Source organism: Paenibacillus amylolyticus, assembly GCF_036894225.1.
GTDB lineage: Bacteria > Bacillota > Bacilli > Paenibacillales > Paenibacillaceae > Paenibacillus > Paenibacillus amylolyticus.
The window spans coordinates 6,168,469-6,193,900 of the sequence record NZ_CP145892.1; the positions used below are offsets into that span (position 1 = coordinate 6,168,469).

General features: G+C 41.7%; 22 protein-coding genes. All 22 read right to left on the reverse strand.

The features are described 5' to 3' along the window. Positions 1 to 4 precede the first annotated feature (4 nt). Positions 5 to 643 (reverse strand): acetyltransferase, encoded by a 639-nt coding sequence (locus tag V6668_RS27270; protein ID WP_192135138.1) that lies wholly within the window; start codon positions 641 to 643, stop codon positions 5 to 7. A gap of 55 nt (positions 644 to 698) precedes the next feature. After that, positions 699 to 1,838, reverse strand: a complete 1,140-nt coding sequence (gene neuC / locus V6668_RS27275) for a UDP-N-acetylglucosamine 2-epimerase (RefSeq protein WP_192135048.1) — start codon at positions 1,836 to 1,838, stop codon at positions 699 to 701. Beyond that, positions 1,835 to 2,863 carry an N-acetylneuraminate synthase gene (gene neuB / locus V6668_RS27280; protein ID WP_338707154.1) on the reverse strand — a complete coding sequence of 343 codons (1,029 nt, stop codon included), beginning with the start codon at positions 2,861 to 2,863 and terminating at the stop codon, positions 1,835 to 1,837. The genes neuC and neuB overlap by 4 nt, the downstream gene beginning before the upstream one ends. Before the next feature lie 50 nt (positions 2,864 to 2,913). Further along, positions 2,914 to 3,615, reverse strand: a complete 702-nt coding sequence (locus V6668_RS27285) for a cytidylyltransferase domain-containing protein (RefSeq protein WP_192135044.1) — start codon at positions 3,613 to 3,615, stop codon at positions 2,914 to 2,916. Then, complete coding sequence (locus V6668_RS27290) at positions 3,612 to 4,631, reverse strand: UDP-N-acetylglucosamine 4,6-dehydratase family protein (RefSeq protein ID WP_192135042.1); 1,020 nt, start codon at positions 4,629 to 4,631, stop codon at positions 3,612 to 3,614. Before V6668_RS27290 ends, V6668_RS27285 begins: the two co-directional genes overlap by 4 nt. Positions 4,632 to 5,026: 395 nt before the next feature. Beyond that, a complete protein-coding gene (locus tag V6668_RS27295) occupies positions 5,027 to 5,299 on the reverse strand; it encodes a hypothetical protein (RefSeq protein WP_338707155.1) in 273 nt (90 codons plus the stop codon). A gap of 156 nt (positions 5,300 to 5,455) precedes the next feature. Then, on the reverse strand, positions 5,456 to 5,713 hold the full coding sequence (locus tag V6668_RS27300) for an IS3 family transposase (RefSeq protein ID WP_338707156.1): 258 nt from the start codon (positions 5,711 to 5,713) through the stop codon (positions 5,456 to 5,458). Between the two features lie 880 nt (positions 5,714 to 6,593). Then, positions 6,594 to 6,929, reverse strand: coding sequence for a hypothetical protein (locus tag V6668_RS27305; RefSeq protein WP_338707157.1), 336 nt, complete (start codon positions 6,927 to 6,929; stop codon positions 6,594 to 6,596). Next, the gene (gene fliS / locus V6668_RS27310; protein ID WP_338707158.1) at positions 6,922 to 7,317 is read right to left on the reverse strand and encodes a flagellar export chaperone FliS; all 396 of its coding nucleotides are present in this window, start codon (positions 7,315 to 7,317) and stop codon (positions 6,922 to 6,924) included. Before fliS ends, V6668_RS27305 begins: the two co-directional genes overlap by 8 nt. Positions 7,318 to 7,346: 29 nt before the next feature. Then, positions 7,347 to 8,903, reverse strand: coding sequence for a flagellar filament capping protein FliD (gene fliD / locus V6668_RS27315; protein ID WP_338707159.1), 1,557 nt, complete (start codon positions 8,901 to 8,903; stop codon positions 7,347 to 7,349). 36 nt (positions 8,904 to 8,939) lie between these two features. Beyond that, positions 8,940 to 9,326 (reverse strand): flagellar protein FlaG, encoded by a 387-nt coding sequence (locus V6668_RS27320; protein WP_338707160.1) that lies wholly within the window; start codon positions 9,324 to 9,326, stop codon positions 8,940 to 8,942. A gap of 1,153 nt (positions 9,327 to 10,479) precedes the next feature. Next, positions 10,480 to 12,297 (reverse strand): motility associated factor glycosyltransferase family protein, encoded by a 1,818-nt coding sequence (locus V6668_RS27325; RefSeq protein WP_338707161.1) that lies wholly within the window; start codon positions 12,295 to 12,297, stop codon positions 10,480 to 10,482. Positions 12,298 to 12,428: 131 nt separating this feature from the next. Further along, positions 12,429 to 14,096 carry a flagellin gene (locus V6668_RS27330; RefSeq protein ID WP_338707162.1) on the reverse strand — a complete coding sequence of 556 codons (1,668 nt, stop codon included), beginning with the start codon at positions 14,094 to 14,096 and terminating at the stop codon, positions 12,429 to 12,431. A gap of 145 nt (positions 14,097 to 14,241) precedes the next feature. Next, the gene (gene csrA / locus V6668_RS27335) at positions 14,242 to 14,487 is read right to left on the reverse strand and encodes a carbon storage regulator CsrA (protein WP_074096614.1); all 246 of its coding nucleotides are present in this window, start codon (positions 14,485 to 14,487) and stop codon (positions 14,242 to 14,244) included. Position 14,488: 1 nt separating this feature from the next. Continuing rightward, positions 14,489 to 14,971, reverse strand: a complete 483-nt coding sequence (gene fliW, locus V6668_RS27340; RefSeq protein WP_338707163.1) for a flagellar assembly protein FliW — start codon at positions 14,969 to 14,971, stop codon at positions 14,489 to 14,491. A gap of 51 nt (positions 14,972 to 15,022) precedes the next feature. Next, on the reverse strand, positions 15,023 to 15,592 hold the full coding sequence (locus tag V6668_RS27345) for a DUF6470 family protein (RefSeq protein WP_076254060.1): 570 nt from the start codon (positions 15,590 to 15,592) through the stop codon (positions 15,023 to 15,025). A 19-nt stretch (positions 15,593 to 15,611) separates the two neighbouring features. Continuing rightward, entirely contained in the window at positions 15,612 to 16,532 is a 921-nt protein-coding gene (flgL, locus tag V6668_RS27350; RefSeq protein WP_338707164.1) for a flagellar hook-associated protein FlgL, read from the reverse strand. A gap of 23 nt (positions 16,533 to 16,555) precedes the next feature. Beyond that, positions 16,556 to 18,109, reverse strand: coding sequence for a flagellar hook-associated protein FlgK (gene flgK, locus V6668_RS27355; protein WP_338707165.1), 1,554 nt, complete (start codon positions 18,107 to 18,109; stop codon positions 16,556 to 16,558). A gap of 19 nt (positions 18,110 to 18,128) precedes the next feature. Further along, positions 18,129 to 18,632, reverse strand: coding sequence for a flagellar protein FlgN (locus V6668_RS27360; RefSeq protein WP_338707166.1), 504 nt, complete (start codon positions 18,630 to 18,632; stop codon positions 18,129 to 18,131). Between the two features lie 11 nt (positions 18,633 to 18,643). Next, a complete protein-coding gene (flgM, locus tag V6668_RS27365; RefSeq protein WP_047840678.1) occupies positions 18,644 to 18,928 on the reverse strand; it encodes a flagellar biosynthesis anti-sigma factor FlgM in 285 nt (94 codons plus the stop codon). A 174-nt stretch (positions 18,929 to 19,102) separates the two neighbouring features. Then, complete coding sequence (locus tag V6668_RS27370; protein ID WP_076328744.1) at positions 19,103 to 19,510, reverse strand: TIGR03826 family flagellar region protein; 408 nt, start codon at positions 19,508 to 19,510, stop codon at positions 19,103 to 19,105. Between the two features lie 150 nt (positions 19,511 to 19,660). Next, positions 19,661 to 25,078 (reverse strand): fibronectin type III domain-containing protein, encoded by a 5,418-nt coding sequence (locus V6668_RS27375; protein WP_338707167.1) that lies wholly within the window; start codon positions 25,076 to 25,078, stop codon positions 19,661 to 19,663. Positions 25,079 to 25,432: the final 354 nt, after the last annotated feature.

The window sequence follows — 25,432 nt, forward strand, 5'->3', positions numbered from 1 at the left end:
CTTTTCATCCCTTGCTTTTGAAATATTTATTGATTTTCGCTGGGCACCCTACAGCCAATACTTGCTCAGGAAGACTTTGAATAACAGCAGCTCCTGCACCCACAATAGTCCCTCTACCAACCTTAACTTGTGGAACTATACTCGCACCAACCCCAACATGAGCAGAATAACCGATCTCCACACCACCAGCCAGATGAACACCAGGTGACAAGTGGACGAAATCACCTATAAGACAATCGTGATCAACCGTAGCAGCCGTATTCACAATAACATGTCTACCTATGTGAGCATCAGCATTAATTACTGTATTAGCCATAATAACGGCTCCATCGCCTATGACAACATTAGATCCTATAATCGCAGTTGAGTGTATCGCTTTTCCAAATTGAACATTGCTCTGTTCAAAAATGTTAGCTAGTTTGACTCTTGTAGCATTATGCCCAATTGCTATGATATAGAGGCTTTGTGGATACTTAAGGTTAATCTTTTCTAGCCGGTCTAATCCACCGAGCAACGGGATTCCCCTCCAATCAGTCCCTCTCATATGATCATCCATAACTCCAATGATTTTTTCACCACATGAATGTAGGTTATCCAACACTACCTTTCCGTGACCACCCGCACCAAAGATAATATAGCCCAGAAAAAGACCTCCTTATTCATGCTAAAATACAAATACCACGGAGTGCCATTCACAATTAATACGTAATTGTTTTCTGAATCAGTTGTTCAGACCAACTAATATTCTTGAGAATATTGACGATGAGACTGCTTGTATTCTCTTTAGCATATACATTTTTTGTTTCAGAGATATCCTTCTGAAAGTCTGGTGATATTGCTTTTTCCAGTGCCATTTGAAGCTCAATATCGTCCTCTTGAATGTCAATCACGTTAGAAGAACGTTCTCTGTGCCCTTGTCGAACACCAATGTTAATAACTGGTTTATTAAATGAGGCGGCTTCAATGATTCCTGAGGATGAGTTCCCTACTAAAATCTCTGCATGCTTCAGCATCACCAGATAATCCAACGGCTCAAAATTGGTTATAAGATGCACACCAAGATTTCCAACAAACTGATTATAAATATCAACTAGTGCATCTGATCCTGCATCTGAGTTGGGCATAATACATATAATCTCGTATCCCTGGTTCAACAACACCTGCAGCATCCTAGCCAACATCTGCAAATTTGTTGATTGGGTAGTGACAGGATGATATGCAAATAAAACATATTTACTTTTTAGGTGAATATTGTATTTATTTGCGGTTTGCTCATAGTTAGGAAGTACAGTATTCATTATCGTTTCGATTCTGGGGGCGCCTACGACTTGAATTCTCCATGGATCCTCACCGAGTCTAATTAATCTTTCTTCACTCTTTTCGGTAGCGACCAGATGTATATGTGCCAATTTACTGATCGCGTGGCGAACGGATTCATCAATAGTGCCTGTCACTTCCCCCCCGTGCAGGTGGACGAGGGGAATATTAGTATGAGAAGCCACGATAGCTGCTGCAAGCATTTCTCCCCGATCTCCCAGCACTACAACCACATCTGGCTGAATGGTTTCCAACGCTTGAGTCATTCCGATAATAGCCAATCCTATAGAACGAGACATGTTGGCATGTGAGGAGCCTTGCAGCAGACAATCCACCTGTGCTGAGATTTGAAATCCATCTTGTCTTATCTGTTCCACGGTATTACCAAACTGTGGAGACAAATGCATGCCCGTTACTAAAAGATGCAGATCAAGGGTTTCTTCTGCATTAATCGCTTTTAAAACAGGATAATAAATGCCATAGTCGGCTCGAGTTCCGGTAACCACTACAATTTTTTTCATCGAAAATCTTCCCATGATAATAATTGATCTTCAACAATATCCTTGGTGAGTTTCTTACCAATAAATTCAGTATAAAATTTAGGTTCAATTCCTGTTCCAGGACGCTTAATATGAATATCTTTTTCTTGAAGTGTATCACCAGCTTGTAATGATCGGCCTGCAACAAGACTTTTCCTTGCAACTGCCTTAGTGTTTTCTTCAGATGGCATACAACGCTTAATTCCATTACCCAGTACCTTTTCCACTCTTCGAATGGCCTCGATCATAGTAGAGAACTCTGATGGTTCCAAAGATGCTAGGTGATCCGGGCCAGGAAGGCTACGATCCAATGTAAAGTGCTTTTCTATAATCTTTGCACCCATTGCTACAGCAGCAACAGCCACTTCAATACCATCTGTATGGTCGGAGTAACCAATGATTCTGCCAAATTCATCCGCCATTGCTTTCATTGCAAGTAGGTTAACGTCCTCTAAAGGAGCAGGGTAATCTGATGTACAATGGAGCAAAGAAACATTACTTTTTGTAAAAATTTTTATTGATTCCCTTATCTCATTCATATCAGACATACCAGTAGAAAGTATAATTGGTCGGCCATACTGATTAAGTTGCTGGAGAAAGGGAGTATTATTTAAATCGCCAGAGCTGACTTTAAAAGCATCCACTTCAATAGAATCTAAAAATTGAGCACTTTCCTCATCAAAAGGGGTTGAAAGAAAATCAATTCCTTTCTTGTCACAGTAATTTTTGATATCTATAAATTCGGAATGACTTAACTCCAATTTTTGTAGCATCTCCAATTGGCTGCCTGAAATCCCTGTGTTTTCAGCTTGGTATTCTGCCTTTTGAGCATGCCTAGTTACTAGTTTTTTGCTGTCAAACGTTTGGAACTTAACTGCGTCTGCCCCACATATCGCAGCTTGATCCACACACTGAAGCGCACGTTCCAAAGTTCCGTTGTGATTCACCCCTACTTCTGCAATAATATACACCGAACCAGCGTTAATTTTTGATAAATATTTGCCCATTCATGTATACTTCCTCTCTATCAAATTGATACATCGTTATATGAATTATATTACACTCGATTTTGCATAAGAAATTCTGCCCACTTTAAATCCATTTCATCATCAATATCTACAGATCGTTCTTTTGGCATGACATAGCCGATATTCTTTGGACCTATCATCAAGTTTTCAATCATCAGCAGATCTCTTTTAATTATATATATTGCTCCATTTAACATGTAAAGGTCAGGCAACTCCTGCCTTCTAAGGTTTTCGACTTGATCTTTCAAATAAGGTTGAATTATTCCCTGATTCCATTCCCTTAAAAGATAGGGATGGGTATCGGCTAACGTAACACTTTGTAATGAATCCGCCTTTTGGGTTATAAATAAATTATAGGCCTCACGGATATCGTAATCATTTCGTAACGGAGAGGTAGGCTGAAGCAACATAATATATTGGAAATGAAGATTCAGTTTAAGCTCATAAAAATGAACTGCATGTTGTAAAACATCAATACTCGCTGCTTGGTCAGTAGCCAGCTCCTCCGGACGAAGAAAAGGAACATCAGCCCCAGCCAACTTCGCTATGCTCGCTATTTCATTGTTATCTGTGGATACAACTACTCCATCCATACATCTGCTTTTAAGAGCAGCTTCAATGGTATATTTGATTAACGGATTTCCGCCAAGAATTCTTATATTTTTTCGAAGCAATCCTTTCGATCCCCCCCGTGCAGGGATCACTGCCAGACATTTAGCTGTTTTATTCATAGCACAACTTTTGAGAAACCTAGACCACTAGCTTCAATAAGTTCTCTAATTTCTGCTGTATAAATTTGTTTGGCTGTTTTGGAAGAATATTCTTGATGCTCTGCTTTTCTAAAACCTTCATAGTGATATTCGTTCGCCAGGAATAGAGACGGAATAATAAACATTTGTTCATTCTCTAAAGCTCTTTCCGATTCTTCCAGGGTCATAAGCTCTTCATATAATTTTTCTCCAGGTCGAATACCCGTTTCAATCATCTCACCGGAATAACTTAGAGTTCCCGCTTGTTCATATGAATCAATCAGACACTTTGCCAGATCCGTAATTTTAAGGATTGGCATTTTGAGTACAAATACCTCACCGCCTTGAGAATATTTTGCAGCATCGATGACCAATTGAGCAGCTTGTGGAATGGACATCATAAACCGCGTCATTTCCGCGTGCGTAACCGTTAGAGGTCTACCCTCAACAATCTGATTCCTGAACAAAGGAATCACCGACCCTCTCGAACCCATTACATTTCCAAAACGAACACATGCAAATATGGTTCGTTTGCTACCCTTGTAGAAACTCGCAGCCGAGATCAGTTTTTCAGACAATAGTTTGGTCGCACCCATTGTACTTGTCGGGTTTACAACTTTATCTGTACTTATAGCAATGACCTTCTCAACATTGTGCTCAATAGCTGTTTCGATTATATTTTGTACACCTATAACATTCGTTTTGATGGCTTCCATCGGATTATACTCACAAGAAGGAACATGTTTTAAGGCAGCTGCATGAAAAATAAGATCAACATCTTCCATCGCATACCCAAGCCTTTGTTTATCCCTAATATCACCAATTAAATATCTTATATTATCAAATTCTTTAAGCTCCTGTTGTAAGTCAAATTGCTTACTTTCATCTCTACTGAAAATCCGTATTGCTTTTGGACGATAGGTCAATAAACTCCGCACAATTTCGCTACCTATTGATCCAGTTCCCCCAGTAATTAATATTATTTTGTTATTAAACATACTACATAACCTCCAGTCCATTCACATGCTATTCATCATTTTCTTTTATATTGGTACTAATTTTCCTGAGCTCGTCAATCTTACAAAGTTCCATTATTAAAGATATCTATTTATTTTAGATACATTCAGACTAATTCTTATATATTAAAATGTGGTGAACATTCAATGCCATACACATGAAGCTTTTTTTATTACACCAGCAAAGTGCCCAACTTCGGCCTACAATTCATAAGCTTAAATAATCTACTTTACTATCATATATCGGTTTATAACAAGCTTCAATGAATCCTTAGAGCAAAAAAAACAACTTAGTGTATTGTGGTCAAATCTCCATTTTGTAGACATTGAAAAAGACCTTATTCGTTCGGATATCATAAAGGTAGAGACTTTCCGTTTTAAGATGCGAGAAAGAAGCTCTCCATAGAGGCGTTGCCATAACAATTCCCTCGGCTAGACATGTTGATTTGGACGCCAACCTTTGGCAGAATGCCAGGGTAAGCATGTGACGTGTACTGATCCTCGCGTGAACGATCAGTCCGGTTACGTCTTTTTTGCTTTGCAAATGCTTTGATGAAAGTACGGAGCAATAGTTCATTGTCGCTACGTTTGCCAATTTCGCAGGCCACAATTTCGTCATTTAACAGATCCTTTATGGCTGAAAGGTACACTCAGCGCTCTCCAATCCGATACTGGGTAATGTCGTTTACACATTCTAATTTAGTTTTTTCGTAAAGGTGCCTTGCTTCAACTGGTTTTCTGCTACACGCTGAGCAGGTGCACACGAACTACTGGAGCGTCGTTTACGACGAATTCGGGGGGGGGGATTAAATACCGAACGTTTGCATGATCCGAAGCATCTCTTTGTGGCTCATCCAAATCCCATGGTCCTGCCAAAGGGACAACTGAAGCTGCCGATAGCCATATTTCCCTTCATCTCGCTGATACGTTTGAAGCACCTGTCTCTTCGCCATTACATCGGGATCTATTCGTTTACATTTTAAATAGGCATACACCTCTCTCGGGGACACGCCAAACACGTAGCAGAGTTTCTGTATATCTCCGTAGGTAGCTGCCTTTTCCATGACCTGATTTCTTTCTTTCTTGTTTGCTTCCCCCTTTCAGGTTTACCAGGCACTTTTTTAGCAACCAATTCTCCCGTTTCAGGTTTTGCACATATCGGTCTTGATCCAAGTATTCTTTCCATCGATCTCGCTGGTCCATTAGTCCGAACTCGCCTTGTTCCCGGTATTTTCGCATCCAACGCTTCATTCGCCTGGGGCCATGAATCCACAAATGGTTATTAATTCTAGTTAAGTCCACCCCTCAACAGTATTCAAACGAGTCGTCTCTTTTTAACCTTCTCCAAATACGCTTTGAACTTTTGTCCCTTAATAACGATATAAAAATGCACCCCCTAGAATTTCATCGGTTAAACCATGAGGTTTTCCCAATGTCTATTCTAAGGGGTGCAATCCATATAAACTAAATATTTTTCTCGCTCTCCTCCTATTGGATGAGTGAGACAGAGTAGAATGGTTTAATAGATCAGCTACGCATTGAAAGATTTTATGATTTTTTTCAAAATGCAGCACACAGGTCTAGCTACTCTATGCCCCACAAGGCATGGTATACGCACTTTGTTCGGCACCATATTGATAATCCAATGAGTTTGTTCACAATACGCTAACCACGAACTCGTCGTTTGGATGCTTCACAAGGCTGTCAAGCCCTTTTAAACATACTATTTAATATTGGTCATTCGACAGTGAGTCCTTATTCAATAAAATATACTATATTATCTAAATCACTACAAAACGTATTTTTTTAGTATGCAGTCCCATCTCATCCTTCTCACATATCGGTGTCTATAACGATATGCAAGATTGTCCGCACCTCTTGCATAAATAGCTTAAAATGCGAGAATAACCCTTTTAGATATCTCACATTCCTCTATAATATGCTTTAGTATCTCTTAGTGTCTACAATAATACTGTCCACTGCGTAAGACGTCTCATATGCATTCTTTTGTACTTTAGCGTGCTTGCGTTGAATGAGCCAGTCCTTGGCTTCGATCTTCAAACTGTTCATGCGCATCAGAATGGTTTGATCATTATCCATAATCCTCTTAAGCCTTGCTTGTTGAGATATTGAAGCTTCACGCTGATCCTGCTTTAAAATAGAATCAATAATGTTCTGACGCTTGTCCACAAATAGTTCCAATTCATCTGAACTCACTTCATCAATCTGAAGCATAATATCTTGCGTTAGCTGCTCTAGCTCCTTAATCAAATCATCCATGAACGGCTCCAAGCTCAGATGAGGATACCATTTTGCTTGCCTGAACCCAGGTCTCTTTCAACTCTTTCAAATAACCCAAAGCTTCCTCAGCTGGCTCAGCAACCTTCTTCGTATTAGCATCAATAAGAAGATAATTAATATATTCATACAGAGCATTAAGATTCTCTGCAATATCAGAAGATCGATCCAATGTAACTGATAACTCACTAACAATAGTTTGTGCTTTACCGAGATTCAAACTAACCTTCTGATAATCCTTGGCACCCAATCCATCAATCGCTGTCCGTACAAAACGAATAGCCCCATCATACAACATTATCAACAACTGACCCGGTGAAGAGGTCTGAACGGACGACTGACGATATTGATCATATGGAGACTTAATCATATTTACACCCTTTCAATCTTTAAGTTAACTTAGCTGGAGAAGAAACTGGATAAGCTTGAAGACTGACTTTGATACTTACTCATAGCCGTTTCCATAGCCGTGAATTGTTTGTAGTAACGATTTTCAAGAGCACTCAAGCGTTTTTCCAAGGCTGTGATCTGAGTATTATAGCCTTTAAGCGTTTTACCCATGACGCTCTCTTCCTTGAATAGACTGTTAATATCACCGCTAAATTTAGTTGTACCGGCACGTTCTGCAACTTTGCTCATTGCTGTATCCATCTCTTTATACATCTTGCCAAAAATGGAGCTATCGGCACCAGCACCCGTACCTTGTAATAAATCAGAAACCTGCTGAGGATTATCAAGGATGGCTTTTTTAAACTTATCCTCATCCAAGTATATTTTTCCATTTTCATAATACTTACCGCCTGTTATTCCAATACTACTTAGTTCTCCCATTTTCTCGCCCATAATGTTTCTCAGCGTTGAAGCTAAGTTCGTAAGGATATCATCATTCTTAAGAAGACCACTTTTGGCTTTCTCTTCCCACAACTTAATGTCACTTTCTGACATAGCGCTACGTTGTTCTGTAGTTAACGGTTGGAAACTACGATACTTCTCTTCACTAACCTTGGTGTTTAACAAATCTAGCATTTTATTATAATCTTCTATAAATGACTTAACCGTTGTAAGAGCCTTATCAGGATCATTTTGTGTATTAATTGTAAAAGGTTTATCACCATTCAGTGTAATTGCACCATTATTCTCCGTAAATGAACTTGCAGTTGTTGAAAGCAAATTCATTTGCACTCCATTGTAAGTGATCACATTACTTGTAGGTGGGGGATCTAACTTCATACCATTGATTAGAACAATAGCATCCTTCGCCGCAACTTCAGTGATCACTGCAGTAGAGTTTTGTCCAAATAGATCCATTAGCGAATTATTCCCAGCGCCTGGTGCCTCAACTTTAAGGGTGCCTTTACTGCCCAGATCTTTAGAGGCAATGGTAAACTTTCCTGTAAGTTCATCAAAACTAGCTTTTACGTTTAAGTCTGTTTTACTATTGATTTTTGCAATAATAGAAGAGACTGTGTCCTGCCCCGTAAAAGTCATTTCTACGTCATTAATTTTGACCTTGTATTCTTTTGTATTATCGCTTGTACCTATACTTGTCGTTGGTTGTCCGAATTTTATGCCATTTGCTAATTCAGCTAGCGACTGTCTTGAACTATAACCTTGGCCCTTCCCATCGGTTTCTTGAGCTTTTGCAGTAGCAAGCTGTGCAACCGAGACTTCCATTTTAATACCATTAGCTGCCGCACCTGCTTCTGCTTTAACCGCATCTGTGTTGCCTGTTACAACTGCCTTTTGTGTATTAAGCGCTGTTGACTGTCTGTATGTCTGTTGTAGCTTGGTATTACGGAACTCATACATCTTACTATTTAATTCACGATAACTGTCACGTTGCCATTCCAGTGACGTCTTTTTTTGGTTCAATTTATCTAGCGGGGCCCTTTTGGCTGTCATCATTTCCTTGACCATAAGATCGATGTCCATACCAGAAAATCCGTTAATACGCATAAATTCACTCCTCGCTCGTTAAGTTACTTTGTACCTTTATACTTTCTCGTCGATCAGGATGCCCGCTATCTCCATCATCTTGGCTACCAAATCCAGTGTCTTCTCAGGCGGTATCTCGCGAAGCACTTCTCCCGTTTCCTTGTTTAGCACCTTGACCATGATATCATGTGTCTTCTCGTGGATGCTGATGTCCAGCGTGGTCTCCGGACCTTGTAGTGCTTTCACTGCTCGGTCAATATTACGGATCAGTAGTTCTTCTCCCATAGATAGATTTAATCCCTGCTTTTCTTTACTATAGGCTTCTTTCGCTGTCCTGATGTTTGCTGTGTCGGTTCCCGCTTGAGAAGCGCCTGCCGGGTGCTGCACCTCTATAGCAGGATTACTTGCAGATGAGGCAGCAGATAAGGAAAATTGAATGTTCACCCTTGAACGACCTCCAACTATTTCGCATTTATAGTATATATCGGCGTAGTACCAGGAATTTTTTAGGGTTTGAGGCAAAGTCAAATGAAATGAAGAGAGTCTCCTTGATGACCTACTTTGGAGCTTCCCTAATCCTTACTGAAATGTGGAGTGAAATTTTTGATAAACGAACTTGGTGAATGTCAGTTTAAACAAATAGGCGAAGAATTGGGTTATATAAAAGGCATGGATGAAGGAGCTTGGACAAACGTATGGCAATACGTGGTGGTATAGCCAACCGGACATTACTGATTGTCGCTCGTGGCATATCTTCTAGAACAAAGTATTCAGATTGTTTTAGTGAATTTGCATCATGTCAGCAAGACAAAAAACTTTAGGGCAACTTACAGAGAAAAAGCGACTATAAAGATGCCATGGTCATCTCAGTCCTCGTTCGAAATGAGAAATACTCGGAAGCCACTTTAACTGGATGACTGGTCTTTTCCAGAGTATGTCGATGTCTTTAAGGACTGGGTCGGTAAAGCTTTGCTCATGACGATGAGGGAGATCCCGCTTACGGTTGCTTTTGTTCCGGGCAGTCCTACCGCTAGTGGCTAAGAATGTAGCCTTTAAGTCACTCACAAGCATTATAAGGAGCGAAGCCAAAACCCCATCGTTTTGCATTATTCACAAGTGAACAACGAAGACAACTGAGACGCCGAAGAAATCGTAGCATAACGTTCCATACGGATAACGAACCTTTAAAGGAGCACAGAATCGGCCCCCCCTTAGATGTAGAACGAAGGAATGTAAGGACATAGACCCAGGTTGACATGGGAGGGTAACAGCCAAAGAACGAAATCTGAAGATCCTTCGTGCGATCACAACCACTATCTCACAGTTATGGAACCCGACTATCCTTAACTCTGTTCCCACCTAAACTTTCAAAGAAAATGTTGGTGCAAATCACCACCTCCACCTACACCCTCTTGAATTGCGCAAGGTAAAACACTATGAATCAGCGAGAAAACAAAAGCAAGGTAAAAATCACTCCATAGTGGAAATTATAGTTAACAAATGCGTTGACGTCATTTCCCCGTTAAATGAGAGCCAATAAAACCATCAGCACCCTTTTTTCTTACTGTGCAACAAATATTCGCTCAACGAATTAACCCTATTCCCCCAAACTTTCACCCACTTCTGCTAACAAAGACGTAATTTCATTCAGGGTATACACAGCAATGTCCAAGAAACCGAGATTAATATGCTGAGCTTTAATAACATTATCAGAAATAATGACGCGCTCAATATCATATAAATTCCAAACAGAATTAATCATTGCTGGCTGTAAGCAATGGCGCAGTAACCAATTATCCAGAACGATCTTAAAAAAGTCTTCTGTCCGATCAATCTTCTTTAGCGCTTCCTTTAATTCAGCTTTGGAGAAATTTTTATTTATTTTAAGACGTCTGACCTGTTTTTGCTGTTTTTCAAATTGTAGTTTAATATCTAAAAAATATTTATACTGCTCTCTCATAGCTTGCTTCATTTGCTGTATCTCAAGAGGATAGTTATCAATTTCCTGCAATATTTCCGGTACAGGTTTTATTCTGGAATTGCAATATTTCCGTCCCACTTCTGCTAAACTCAACTGCTGAGCATAGGCAATCTTTGCTCCACCTTCTGTTGCGTTAATCACATCTAGCTTCTTAGTAGCAATTTCTATCTCAAACCAAGTACGGAAAGTATTCCAAGTTTCTGTCGTAGGAACCGTACCTCCATAGTAACCCTCAGTTTCCAACTCATCAATTTTTGAAAACATACTGCTGGTCAGTTCTTTATCATCATAAATAGTTCCTCCTGCATGTGTTTCTCCAACCGATTCTCCATATGCCAGATCTTGTCCCAACAAGATAATGGGTGATGCTCCAATATGCTCAGCAATGCCAAAGGCCACATGAGCACAAGATAGACCAATACTGATAGAACTGTCGCCATTTAGTCCAAGAACATCTTTTAGCCAGATAAATTCGCCTACATTTCCCCGCATAGGTATTATTAGTTCTCCAGGGTGCTCTTCAAAAATCTCAGGATAAAGAACAAGCGGAGCAACTAGTGTGGAATGTACAGGATAAGTCTTACCTTCGTAAAAGTACGTATATGTTTCAATTCCTCGTTCAATAGAACATATAAAGTCGGGAATGATTCCTTCATCGCAAAGACGTTGAGCAATCGTGTCCACAGCAATAATGATTACGTTATCTTTTAAATCATGCAATTGTTCAAGATTTTTATTTAAAGACGGACCAGCAGCAACAACAACAGCTGGTACATCGCGCATTTTGTTCTTAAGTAGAGACACATCCTTAGAACGAGTGAGATGCTTAAGATTCATCATATGATGCTTCAACCCAATCAAACTATCCTCTACAGAGTTGCCATATAACATCGTTTTATAGTTTACAATCTCTTTTATTACTCTTATTATTGCTAAACTTGACTGAATGTCTTGTTCACGATAAAAGTGTGTAAAATAAAATTTTATAGTTTTCATGTAAAAGATAGCATTCATCGATAGAAATTTATCTAGAAATAATGATAAGTTGCTGATCTTATCGGCAAATAAAACGGCTCCAGTTGTTGTATGAAGAAAAGAAAGATCTTTCTGATTCAATGAGTAATTAAATAGTGAACCATTAGGTTCAATAATGACTAATAAAGACTCATTCCCCATCAATTCAATAACCTTATTAATTTCCTCAACAGATTGTATGCCAACAACAAAAATAAGCTCTCTTTTTAATGGATTGGGTCGATTTGAAGCATCGAAATCACTTTTCAAAGTAAAAACTTTATTCCCATCCAAAAATAATTCTTTTCCCTCACTATCCACTTCAACAGAAGATTGTTTTAGTTCATTTTCATCTGGCGCCCCAATCCAATGGTCGGGGTTAGCCGATAGAATTTCAATATTACGATTCAATAAATTCATTATCCTTGTCCCCTTATGCAAATTTCATCTTATATCTGCAATAAAACTATAACAAGAAAGCCCCACCAAGTGGGGCTTTCTCTTTAAATGATTAGGAATGCACTTAAAATAAACTTCTGCTAAAGTTTTAATTATCTCAGCAATTGCAGTACACCTTGAGGTGCCTGATTTGCTTGAGCCAACATTGCTTGAGCTGCTTGAGCCAGGATGTTGTTTTTCGTTTGGCTCATCATTTCTTTCGCCATGTCAACGTCACGGATACGGGACTCAGCAGCTGTCAAGTTCTCGGAAGCAGTTCCCAAGTTGTTAATTGTGTGCTCCAAACGGTTTTGAACAGCACCCAGCTTAGCGCGCTCGCTGGAAACCAAGGAAGTTGCTTTGTCCAAAACTGCAATTGCTTTGGAAGCATCTTCACGAGTGGAAATGTTCAAAGCTGCTTCAGCTTTGATATCGTTAGAACCGTTAGTAACGGCATTATCTTTCGTGAAACCAGCTTGTCCAGCGTTACCTGTGATACCCAGTGCTGATGCACGGACATCGTTAATTTGCAAGGACATGGATTGACCTGTATTTGCACCAATTTGGAACTTAGTTGAGAAGCCCACACCTTGTGCACCAGCACCAACGACTTGATCAATATTACCAATAGTTGCTGCATTGCTAAGTCCTACGCCTGCTGCAGGTGTAGTGCCTAGTTTGATATCTTTTCCTGTTTCCGAGATGAATTGGATTTTGTTATCCTTCGACAAGGAAGCAGTGATCTTGCTATCCAATCCAGCTGATTGCAGAGATGCATTGAGATCTTTAATCAGGCTATCCATAGCAGCTTTAGCTACATTTGCATCAGCATTAGTAGTGTCATAGGTTTTTGGAAGAGTTCCACTGTTAAGGTTGACCGTAACTTCACTTTCAGAACCAACTGTAAATTTCAACGTTGCCCCTACTGCAAAGTTTGCTGCTCCTGCTGTAAGTGAATTACCACCCTCAATTCCAGCACGTTCTACCGTTGATGGATCACCTGTATTAGTAGCAGCCGCAGCTACACCCAGAGCTCCTGCACCAGCAAACTCTATTTTACTTGTGGAACCTGAAGACTTAGCAGTAAATTCAAGTACATTGCCCGCTCCTACTTTGATGTCTACCAATTCAGACAATTTAACTCCACCAGAAGTCACATCATCCAAAGCTGTTTTCAAAGCTTTAGCATTGTCTGCTGCTACAGCACCTGTAGAACCAACGGCTACATCTGAAAGATCAAATGTGATGTCGTCAACAGTAATCTTTGCTCCGGTGAGAGTAATCGCACCCCCGGCATTTGCTACAGAAGCTGTAATTTTAGCGCTTGTGGCTTGTGTCAACTTACCACTGTCTCCAGAACCAATACCACCGTTAAGCAATTTTTGAGTATTGAACTCAGTAGTGTTACCGATACGGTTGATCTCGGAAGTCAGTTGGTTCATTTCGTCTTGCAGAGCTTGACGATCGGAATCAGTGTTTGTTCCGTTAGCGGATTGGTTAGCAATCTCACGTTGACGTTGCAGAATGGAGTGAGTTTCGTTCAAAGCACCCTCAGCTGTTTGGATCAAAGAGATACCATCTTGAGCGTTACGGGAAGCTTGATCCAAACCACGGATTTGGCCGCGCATTTTTTCGGAAATTGCCAGACCTGCAGCATCGTCACCTGCACGGTTGATACGAAGACCGGAAGACAATTTTTCGATGTTTTTATTAGTGTTACCTGTGTTGATGGACAATTGGCGGTGAGTGTTCAACGCTGGTACGTTATGGTTGATAATCATTAGAGTATTTCCTCCCTGAAAATAAATTAGTTCCACATCCATGTGGTAAACGCCGCGACATTAAGGTCGGCCGCCCTGCCGAAGCAGCGTCTAAATTATATATCGACGGAAGGTGAGCAACTGTTTATAGCAAATTGGAATATTTTTAATCTTTTTTATTTTCTGTTTTTCTTAAACGTTCCATAAACGCTTCAATATTGGCTGCGAGAGGTGTAGCAGACTCCCGATTCGCTTCCTGAATGGACGCGTATATCTCCTGCCGAAAAATATCTATATGCTTAGGTGCAGAAATACCAATTCGCACGGTATCCCCCTCTACAGCAAGTACGGTCACCTCAATATGATCCTGAATAACAATGGATTCACCCTTTTTTCGTGATAATACCAGCATGTTAGACTCCACCCTTCACTGAGTTTGCTTCTTCGTCTTCTGACCAGATTAGATGGCGCGTTTCATAGATCGACTGATGGAGTATAACTTGCTTGCCTAGACGCTTTTCCGGATTGAGCACAACAGGTGCAAGAAGGTTCATTGTGGAATGATTCGTCTGGGAATGAATTGTGACCAGCGAGTATACAGATACTTGCTCTACAATCTCCAATTCTTCCTTATCCACTTCGCTTAACTCAAAACTATAATCCGTAACAAACGTAAATGGACTTACCAATAAGAAAGACAAATCCTTTTCTCGAACAGATTGTAAATAACTAAAAGACGTGTCTTCCCATGGGATTAGCGCGAACTCAGTCTCCTCTTCAAATCCAGGTAACCCTTTTGGAAATTGATATATATCTCTCTCCTGAACCTCTACTTCTCCCCACATGCTTGTCTGAATATGAATAATAAACGCCTCCTTGGCGATGAATTTATACAAAAAGAGCCATAGAGGGCTGCGTCCGAGACCGTCTATAGCTCACATTATAACTTATAACTCCATATCTATGGCTGGTGGAGTGTATTGTACTGATGCGTACTGTTTCACATAAATGTCCAGCTTACCTCTCTGATACTCAATCTCTGGCTTATTCACGATAACGTTCATCTCAGAGACCGCGGGATCATAGCTGATATCTGGAGGTCTTGTGTTGATACGAATATCCACATTATCAAAAGAAGCAGGGGTTCTCGTCTCAGGAAAAGGTTGCGGCTTCCAGTCGGTACCCACAATATTAGCAATCGTATTTCCCGGTTTATGAATAGCCGCTAACTGATTACCCTGCTCCACACGCGAAGCTATGTTTTGCAGAAATTTCTGTTGGATCCCCGAATAAATACGAGCGTTCATATCAATCATGTTGCCACCAGTATATGCAGAGAATGCCCTGCTTTGATCAACATTCAGCTCAATTGGATGGCTTTGTACAGTCAGTTTTGCAGGTTTGGTATGAAGTTGAACCTCCGCCTTAGGTTGACGAATGGAGTACTGTCCAGGGTCAGCATCCATGTTTAATATAGATGGAGTAGTTCGAATCTGAACAACAGGAAGAGTGTTCATAACATAACTCCTCCTTATATTATCTCAGGAAGTCCACCAGAGATGGCGAGATGATTTTGGCACCTGCTGAAAGAGAAGCATTATAGATATTTTCTTGAATTTTAGATTGTAAGGATAGCTCTGCGTAATCCGCATCTTCCACCTTGGATTGCAGATCTGTCAGGTTAATACCGAGATCCTCCAAACGACCCATCATCAGGTCAACACGGTTAGTCTTTGCGCCGATTTCAGATCGAATCGACAACATTTTACCCATTCGACTATCGATGTTGTCCAGCTGATCAGATAGCTCTTTCTGATCACCTTCCATCAAAGCTTGCATGATCGTATTCATGATGACAAAAAGATTGTCTTCTTCCGTCTCTGTTCCAAATACTTCATTACCACTCACATTAATAGGCAATTGAACACTTTCACCTACAATGAAGTTAATTTTTCCTTTATCAGTAACAACAGAAGCAGCATTCGTTGTATCCAAAGTACCATCTGGATTTGCAGGGAAATCATATGGCTTCACATCATAGGTCTCACCATTGAATACATATTTGCCGTTAAGCTTACTATTGGAAATATCAATTAACTGTTCATTAAGCTGTTTTACCTCTTCATTGATACTGTCCAGCGCGGACTGAGGATTCGTTCCTGTCGAAGCTTGTACCGTCAACTCACGTAGACGCTGCACGACATTCCCCGCCTGATTCATAACAGTATCGTTAAACTCAAGCCAGGAAACTGCACTATCTACGTTTTTCTGATACTGCTCATTGGATGAAAGTTCTGCCCGATAACGAAGGGAGTATGTGATCCCTACCGGATCATCCGAAGGTTTGTTAATTTTACGGCCTGTTGCCAGTTGAGTCTGAGTATTGTTCATCTGCTGTGCATTCCGGTTCAAGTTCAAGAGCAATTGTGAACTAAGCATGTTATTCGTGATTCTCATGGTTGTTAGGTCACTCCCTTCTATTATCTGCCTACCATGCCTGTAGAGTTAATCAATTTATCGAGAAGTTGATCATATGTGGTCATGAAACGTGCAGAAGCACTGTATGCATGTTGAAACTTGATCATGTTCGCCATTTCTTCATCCAGTGATACACCACTCACAGATTGACGACGGGTATCCACTTGCTCCACCAAGAACTCCGAGTTGGATGTCTGACGAGCTGCCTCCTGGGACTGCACCCCCAGTTGTCCCACAATCGCACTGAATTGCGCACCAATCGTGGCATTACGTAAACCGTCCGCTGATTTCATCGGCGTATCTTTCAGATTCGCAAGTAAAATGGCAAGTGTATTGTTACCTTTTATTACAGTTTCAGTGCCAGAAGCATCCGTTGTGCGGAGCGAAGTAGCAATCTTATTTGGATCAGCCAAAATCTCTGCGTTTAATGAGATATTGCCAGCTGTAATAGCTGTCCCGCCATCCGCTGCTGTAAAGAACGGTAATCCTCCCGTATTTGTCCCATCCATGCTGTATCCAAGCTGATGTAGTCCGTTCAGACCTTTGACCGTAACCTTGAGATCTGTAGCTAGTGTCCGTGCTGCACCCGTGTATGTAACACCATCCAGGATAGTATTATCCGGCAAGACAGAACCCGCAGGAAGAGTAATATCAATATCACCGTTGGCAAGCGTATTAGCTAAGTCATCCATTTGTTTCTGGTAATCACTTACCAACGTGTCTCTGGACTTAATCATGCCGTGGACTTCACCATTAGTGAGCGTGCCTGCTGTATACGCGGCATTCAGAAAAGCAGGATCTACTGCAACCTGCACTGCTCCGCCTGTAACAAGTGCTTGTCCATTCATTTGAATCTGATATCCTTGTGGAGAATCCGTAACAGTAACATTCATGATTTTAGACAGCTTGTCCGTCATCAGATCACGTTGGTCACGTAAATCGTTGGCATTGTCGCCAAGAGACTCTACTTTCACAATAGCACTGTTAAGGTTCGCAATGTTACCCAGGTAACCTTGGATCTCATTACCTTTGACCGCGATGTTGCTATCCAAATCCTGACTAAGCGAACCCAGTTGGCGGCTAATCTGGTTCATCGCATCTGTCAGCGCCAGAGTCGTTTCTTTCACGATCCGACGTGCTGTAACATCCTCAGGATTCTTACTCAGATCTGACCATGATTTGTAGAAGTTATCCATAACGGTCCGAAATCCGGTGTTTGATGGTTCATTCACAATAGCTTCAAGTTTCTCAAGCGTGTCTCGTTGAATGGACCAACTCCCGAAGTTGGTATTTTCATTGCGATACTGGTCATCCAGAAATTTCTCACGCACACGTGTAATGGAGTCAAATTCTACCCCTGTACCGAGCTGTCCTGGTGTTGTACTATGCAGAAATGCAAATGGCTCCATTGGAATGGAGGCCTGCATGTTTACCTTTTGGCGTGAGTACCCTTCCGTGTTGGCATTGGCTACGTTATGACCTGTTGTGCTAAGAGCCGTCGTCTGTGTGAACAAACTGCGTTTAGCCGTTTCGATTGAATGAAATGTAGATGTCACCTGGTTTCCCCCTAATTAATCAGGCACGCGTGTCAAACAGACCGATTCGCCCTGGATTACCGTTCTTATCAGCAGGATGCTGATATGTGGCATCCTGTTCTGGTCGAGAAGCAAAGATGTCCATAGATAAGTCAATAAACATCAGCGATTGCTCGATCAACTTTTGATTCAGTTGATTGATTTCCTTTAATTCATGCAGTGTTTCCGCCAGCTTTTTCTGGACTTCAAGCAATCGCAGTTTGTCAGCCGGATCAAAAATCAGTTTGGAGATCTCCGTAATGTTCAGGTTCAGCATGGACTTGATCCCACGCTCCTGAAGCAATTCGTGAACTGCGCTCTGCCTTTCAATCTCCAATGGCTCCTGTTGTTTCATGAAACGGGATTCTTTGTTCAGAATGGCAATGAGTTCATCCACATCGTTTTTGACAATGACCTGTCTCTTGACCTCACTGAGTGCCAGCATATCGCGGTGACTTTGTTCCATTTGCTGCAAAACTGCAATCAATCTGTCCAGTGCTGCCATTACGTGATCACCTATTCCTTATCAAAAGACTTAAAATACGGCAGCAGCTTGTCAGCAAGCTTGCTACTATCTACCTGATACGTTCCCGAACTCACCTGTTCTTTCAGTTCCTGTATCCGTTGTATGCGTCCTGCATCCTGTGTACGACTTTGTTCCTCAAGCATCTTCATCGCCTCCGGAGAAATGGATACTTCGTCCTTACGGCGGCTCTTCTTGGCATCAGCCTGCTGATTGGATTCAACGTTCCTTTGATATGAATTGATTGCTCCAATTCTACTCGGTTCATTGATTTTCATTCAAAATACACTTCCTTCCATGATTAGGAGTTTATGTTGATATACGTTTTTCTTACTTTATCTTTATGTTATCGAAATGATTAGGATAATAAAAAAAACCGATAATCTTTAATAAGTTTATCGGTACGTTTCAAAACATTTGTTATAGCAAGATCTGTATTTAAGACCTCGTTCCTATGAATCGCGTAGTTTGTCGACAGCATTGTAGGTTCGTCCGCCTATATTGCCGTTATCCTTCTGACCTACATCACGAGCTGCACTAGCTAAGTCTTTCGTCAAGCGATGACGACAAGAGTCACACATATGACCTTCACGAATCAATGTTCCGCATACTTCACAAGGATACATCATATTCGGGGCATTTTCGATGGAAATCCGTCCCTCACGGATGAACTTGGTAATGGTTTTGATCGAAACTTCTGTTGCATCAGATAGTTCCTGTATATTGGTGCCTTTGTTTTCGCGCAAATAATCTACACAGATCTGATATTCCTGTTCCATTTCTTTAATACAATTCGAGCATACATCTCGAAAATTCAACGCATATAATTTACCACAGCGAGGACAATTGCCTAGATTCATCGCTAAAACGCCCCTCTCAAACTTCCATTTCCGAATAGATAATAACTATAGATTACCTTATTTTCTCTGATGAAGCCATAGTCTATTTGCAAAACAAAAGAAGGGAGCAGGATGCACATATACGCAACCCTGCTCCCAAATTTTATATCCCTAATTCAATGTTCTAATACTTAATACAGGAGACCATGCACTTGTGTTCTGATCGTTGAATGCCCGAATGCCATATTTATGCAAACTGGACGGTAACAGGTCAGAATGAATAAACGTTGTGTCATTGACAGTCGCCACAATTTGCCCATCTGCTTCAATTTCGTAAGACGAAGCACCCATAGCCGCCTCCCATGTCAGAATAACGTTTGTTTTGTCCGAAGTTCCCTTCAGCACAGATGTAGTTAATTGAGTCATTCCCGTTATGATCTCACTCCAAGCTCCCGCACCAGAAGCATTTTTGGCACGAATCCGGAAAGTATGCTCCGTATTTGGTGCAAGTCCGCTCTTCGTATAAGCTACTCCACTCACGGCAACCACCGTACCATCAATCTCCAGATCATACCCGGTAGCTCCAGTTACAGCACTCCATCTCAGCGCAATAGCCGCTGTGGTTGCAGAGTTAATACTTAAACCGGAGACACTGGCAGGTAACGTAGTTTGCGACAATATTGCTGTCCATGCACTCACATTGGTGTCGGTCAGGGCACGAATACGATATTTATGAATGGTTCCACCAAGTACTCCATTATGGACATACAAGAGATCACTTACAGTAGCAACCACTATGCCATCTGCCTCAATCTCATATTTTGTTGCACCAACAACTTCATTCCATGTCAGCGTAACTGCGGTTTCTTCAGGTACAGCTTTCAGCGTTGTTGGTACATTTAATTGGGTCGAGGCGGTTACAATCTCACTCCAGCTACCAATGCCAGCAGCATTTTTGGCACGAATGCGGAAGGTATGCTCTGTATTGGCTAGAAGTGCTGTTTTGGTATAAGCCAAAGCGGTTACTGCGACTATTTTACCGTCAATTTCCAGATCATATCCTGTTGCTCCCGTAACTGCATTCCACTTCATAGCAATGGCTACTGTTGTTGCAGAATTCATACTCAATCCGGTCACACTGCCTGGTATAGTGCTTTGAGTCAAGACCGTAGACCAAGCGCTGCTGTTCTTATCCGTTAATGCACGCACACGATAGGTGTGCGATGTTCCTGCAAGCAAATCACTATGAACATATGAGGGATCGGTTACTGTAGAAACAATTGCTCCATCTGCCTCAATTTCATAACTGGTTGCATCTTTGATATCAAGCCAATTCAAAGTAATAGCTGTTTCCTCTGATGTTGCTTTCAGAGCAGGTGTGTTTAACTGGGTTGTAACATCTGTTACATCTCCCCAAGCCCCAGCCCCAGCAGTATTCTTGGAACGAATACGGAATGTATGATCCGTATTGGCGATAAGTCCCGTTTTGGTGTAAACCACTCCACTAACAGGTACCACCGTGCCATCAATTTCAAGGTCATATCCCGTCGCTCCTGAGACTGCGTTCCACTTCAGAGCAACAGCTGTGTTCGTTACACTTGTTACCGTTAGCCCGGTCACAGAACCAGGCAACGTATTTTGTGTCAAGACCGCAGTCCAAGCTCCAACATTGGTTTCGGTCAGAGCGCGTACGCGGTATTTATGTGCTGTTCCAGCTATCAGATTATTGTGAGTATAAGTAGGCACCTTAACAGTACCCACTAAGACTCCATCCGCTTCAATCTCATATTTGGTTGCATCTTTAACTTCAGGCCATGTCAAGGTGACCGCTTGTTCCTCAGAAGAAGCCTTTAGCACAGGTGTGTTAAGTAAAGTTGTGCCATCTACAATCTCACTCCATATACTTGCACCTGCTGTATTTTTAGAACGAATACGGAACGTGTGATCCGTATTTGTCACAAGCCCACTCTTCGTATAAGCTACTCCCGTTACTGGTACAACTGTACCATCGATCTCAAGATCATATCCTGTTGCTCCCGTTACTGCCGTCCATTTCAATGCAATGGCTACGTTCGTAGCCGAGCTAATACTTAAACCAGTAACTGAAGCAGGTATCGTACTTTGCGTCACCACTGCAGTCCAGGCACCTGTATTAGAGTCCGTCAGTGCACGTACACGATATTTATGCGCCGTTCCTGGAAGCAAACTAGTGTGCACATATTTCGGTTCGCTAATTGTACCAGTAACGACTCCATCTGCTTCAATCTCATACTTGGTTGCATCTGTTACATCTGCCCATGTCAATGTAATCGCAGTGTCTTCCGAGGAAGCTTTTAGAACAGGGGTATTTAATAATGTTGTACCACTTACCTCATCACTCCATGCTCCGGCACCTGCCGCATTTTTGGAGCGAACGCGAAACGTATGATCCGTATTAGCCGCAAGTCCGGTCTTGTTGTAGCTTAATCCAGTAGCAGCTACAACTGTGCCATCAATTTCAAGTTCATAACCTGTTGCTCCGGTTACAGCATTCCATTTCAAAGCCATTGTTGTGTTCGTTACAGAGGTAATGCCCAATCCAGTAACTGAACCTGGTAGTGTATTTTGATTTAAGACAGCAGTCCAAGCCCCGTTGTTTGTATCTGCCAGTGCTCGTACACGATACTTATGCACTGTTCCTGGCTGAAGACTTGAATGCACATATTTCGGCTCATTAACTGTTGCAACAATTGAGCCATCTGCTTCAATCTCATACTTGATCGCATCTGATACATCTGCCCATGTTACTGTAATAGCAGTCTCTTCCGAGGAAGCTTTTAAAACAGGGGTATTCAACAATGTCGTACCGTCAATGATATCACTCCATACTCCGGCACCTGCCGTATTTTTGGAGCGAACCCGGAACGTATGATTCGTATTGGCTGCAAGACCTGTCTTGTTGTATGTTAATCCACTTACAGCTACTACCGTGCCATCAATCTCCAAGTCGTAACCCGTTGCTCCAATTACGGCATTCCACTTAAGCGCGATAGCGACATTGGTTGCAGAGGTTACACTCAATCCTGTGACTGAACCCGGTAAAGTATTCTGAGTGAGAAGTGCAGTCCAAGGGCTAACGTTCATCTCCGTCAGGGCTCGTACACGATACTTATGCGTTGTTCCTGGAGTCAAACTCTCGTGCGTATAGACTGGCGCCGTAACCGTAGCTACAACAATACCATCTGCCTCCACTTCATATTTGGTTGCATCAGTAACATCTGCCCAAGTTACTGTAATTGCATCTTCTTGGGAAGATGCTTTCAGAACAGGCGTATTGAGTTGAGTCATGCCACTTACTACGTCACTCCACACACCCACACCTGCAGTATTCTTGGAACGGATACGGAACGTATGGTCCGTATTCGCTGTAAGACCACTCTTCGTATATGTTAAACCAGTAACTGGAACTACCACTCCATCAATCTCCAAGTCATATCCAGAGCTACCGGTCACTGCACTCCATTTCAAGGCAATTGTGGTGTTTGTTGTGGATGTTAAACTGAGACCTGATACTATTGCAGGCAATGTACTCTGCGTCAGGATTGCTGTCCATGCACTTGTATTGGTATCCGTCAACGCACGAATGCGATACTTATGGGCTGTTCCTGGCAGCAATGCTGTATGGCTATAACTAGGTTCTTCTACTGTTGACACTACTGCTCCATCAGCCTCAATTTCATATTTCGTTGCGTCCGCTACATCATCCCATGTCAGATTGATTGCATTTTCTTCTGATGTTGCTTTCAAGATAGGTGTGTTCAACTGCGTTATTCCGCTGATCAGATCACTCCATGCCCCTGCACCAGCGGCATTCTTTGAGCGAATACGGAAGGTATGATCTGTATTTGCTGCGAGACCATTCTTCGTGTAGGTTACTCCTGTTACAGGGACAACTGTTCCATCGATCTCGAGATCATAACCTGTGGCTCCGGTTACTGCTGTCCATTTCACAGTTACAGCTGCATTGGTCGCTGCACTGACCACCAATCCATTAACGGAATCAGGCAACGTATTCTGTGATTTTACTGCCGACCATGCGCTAACGTTATTGTCACTTATAGCTCGTACACGATACTTATGGGCCGTTCCAGATTTGAGCCCTGTGTGCGTATAGATTGAATCTGATATATCTCCAACGACAACGCCATCTGCCTCAACTTCATATGACGTTGCACCATCAACTGGTGACCAGATGAGAACAACTTCTTCTTGTGAAGGGTTGGACTGAATAACGGGTGTACTCATCTGGGTGATTCCTGTAGTTACATCACTCCAGCTTCCTGCACCACCAGCATTTTTAGGTCTGATTCTAAAAGTGTACTCTGTATTAGCTACAAGGCCAGTTTTACTATAAGTGGTGCCTGTTACAGCAACATTAGTGCCATCAATCTCCAAATCATATCCTGTAGCACCCTTTACCGCAGTCCAAGCTACCGTTAATTTATTGAATGTGGCATCAGTAACCGTCAGCCCGTTGGTACGATCAGGTACTGTTAACTGACTCACCATTTTACTCCACGCACTCTCATTGTTAGCCGAGAAGGCTTTTAGCACATAGGTATGCGTTGAATTAGCTTCAAGCCCTTCATGTACATAGGAAGTTACGTTTCCTAATTCAAATGGTGTACCACCATCAATCTGCAACTGGTAGCGATCTGCAGACTCAACCGCCATCCACTGAATCGTATTCTTGCCTTCCTCTGGCGTTACGGCCAAAACAGGTTTCTCAAGCAAGGTTGTTATTGCAACCGGCTCACTCCACTCACTAGCTCCTAGTCTGTTAATTCCACGTACTCTATAGGTGTATGTAGTATTGGGTGTAAGTGAAGAACGTGTATAATTGATTCCGTAAAAAGGCCCTTTGACTACGCCATTCTCTTCAATCTCATATTGAACAGCTTGTGGAGCAGCAGACCAATTGAGATTAATAGCTACATCACTGGCATCAGCCGCCAAATTAGCTGGAACAGCAGGATTTGTAGTAATAGGCTGTGTTGTCCCCGGCTCTTTTACAAAACTGAATGATTCTGCTTTCCGTATGTAATACGGATTCAGGTTAGATACAAAATCTACTACCGCTCCTGTATCGGCATTAATCACAAGACTTAACTGTGTAGCCTCATAGCTTTGCACATATCTTGGCGTAGTCATTCCAAATTCATCAACGGTGGAATTATTCCATACTCCAACACTGGTTCCGGATTGTCTGTATTCCATAGTCGTGTAATACTCCCATACCTCAGCAAAGTCGATGATAAAGGCATTGGTAACTTTACCGGCATAAGTAGATGTATAGGAGCCAAATGAAATCTTGGTTATGTCCTCAACTGCTCCATTAATCGATTGGCTTCTCCTAAAAGAATATCCTGATGTTGAAATCTCATATGATCTCACCCAACCCAGCTTAACTGATTTTTGATTCACCTGTAATTGGCCGTTGTTGTTGGTCAACACATATTGGTAATCATTACTTGATGAGACTATCCCACTTCCTACGGCTGCATGTGCCCGGTTCCCCCCGTACACGCCAAACTGTCCGAATACCAGCATGAATACTAGTAGACGGACAGTCCATAAGTAAAATCCATTTTTTCTTTTTCCTGCGACCACTTTTGTTCTCCCCTTCAACAGATATGTTGTGCCACTCCCTATGCTGTCACCTGTGGTGAACGGCAAAACTATCTATTCTGCGCGAGAAAATCAATTCCTCTTTTTTACATGTAAAAAATTTCTTGTTACGCTTTCATTATAATTTCATCAAACAACTATATCTTAAATGGTATATATGGAAAAAAGACACACATTAACATACCAATACTTAATAAAAGAATATATTTTCCTGTCTACTATTAATCTTAGAGTATAGATCACCCACCTAAAGTGGCTGAAGAATGCTGGGCCGTC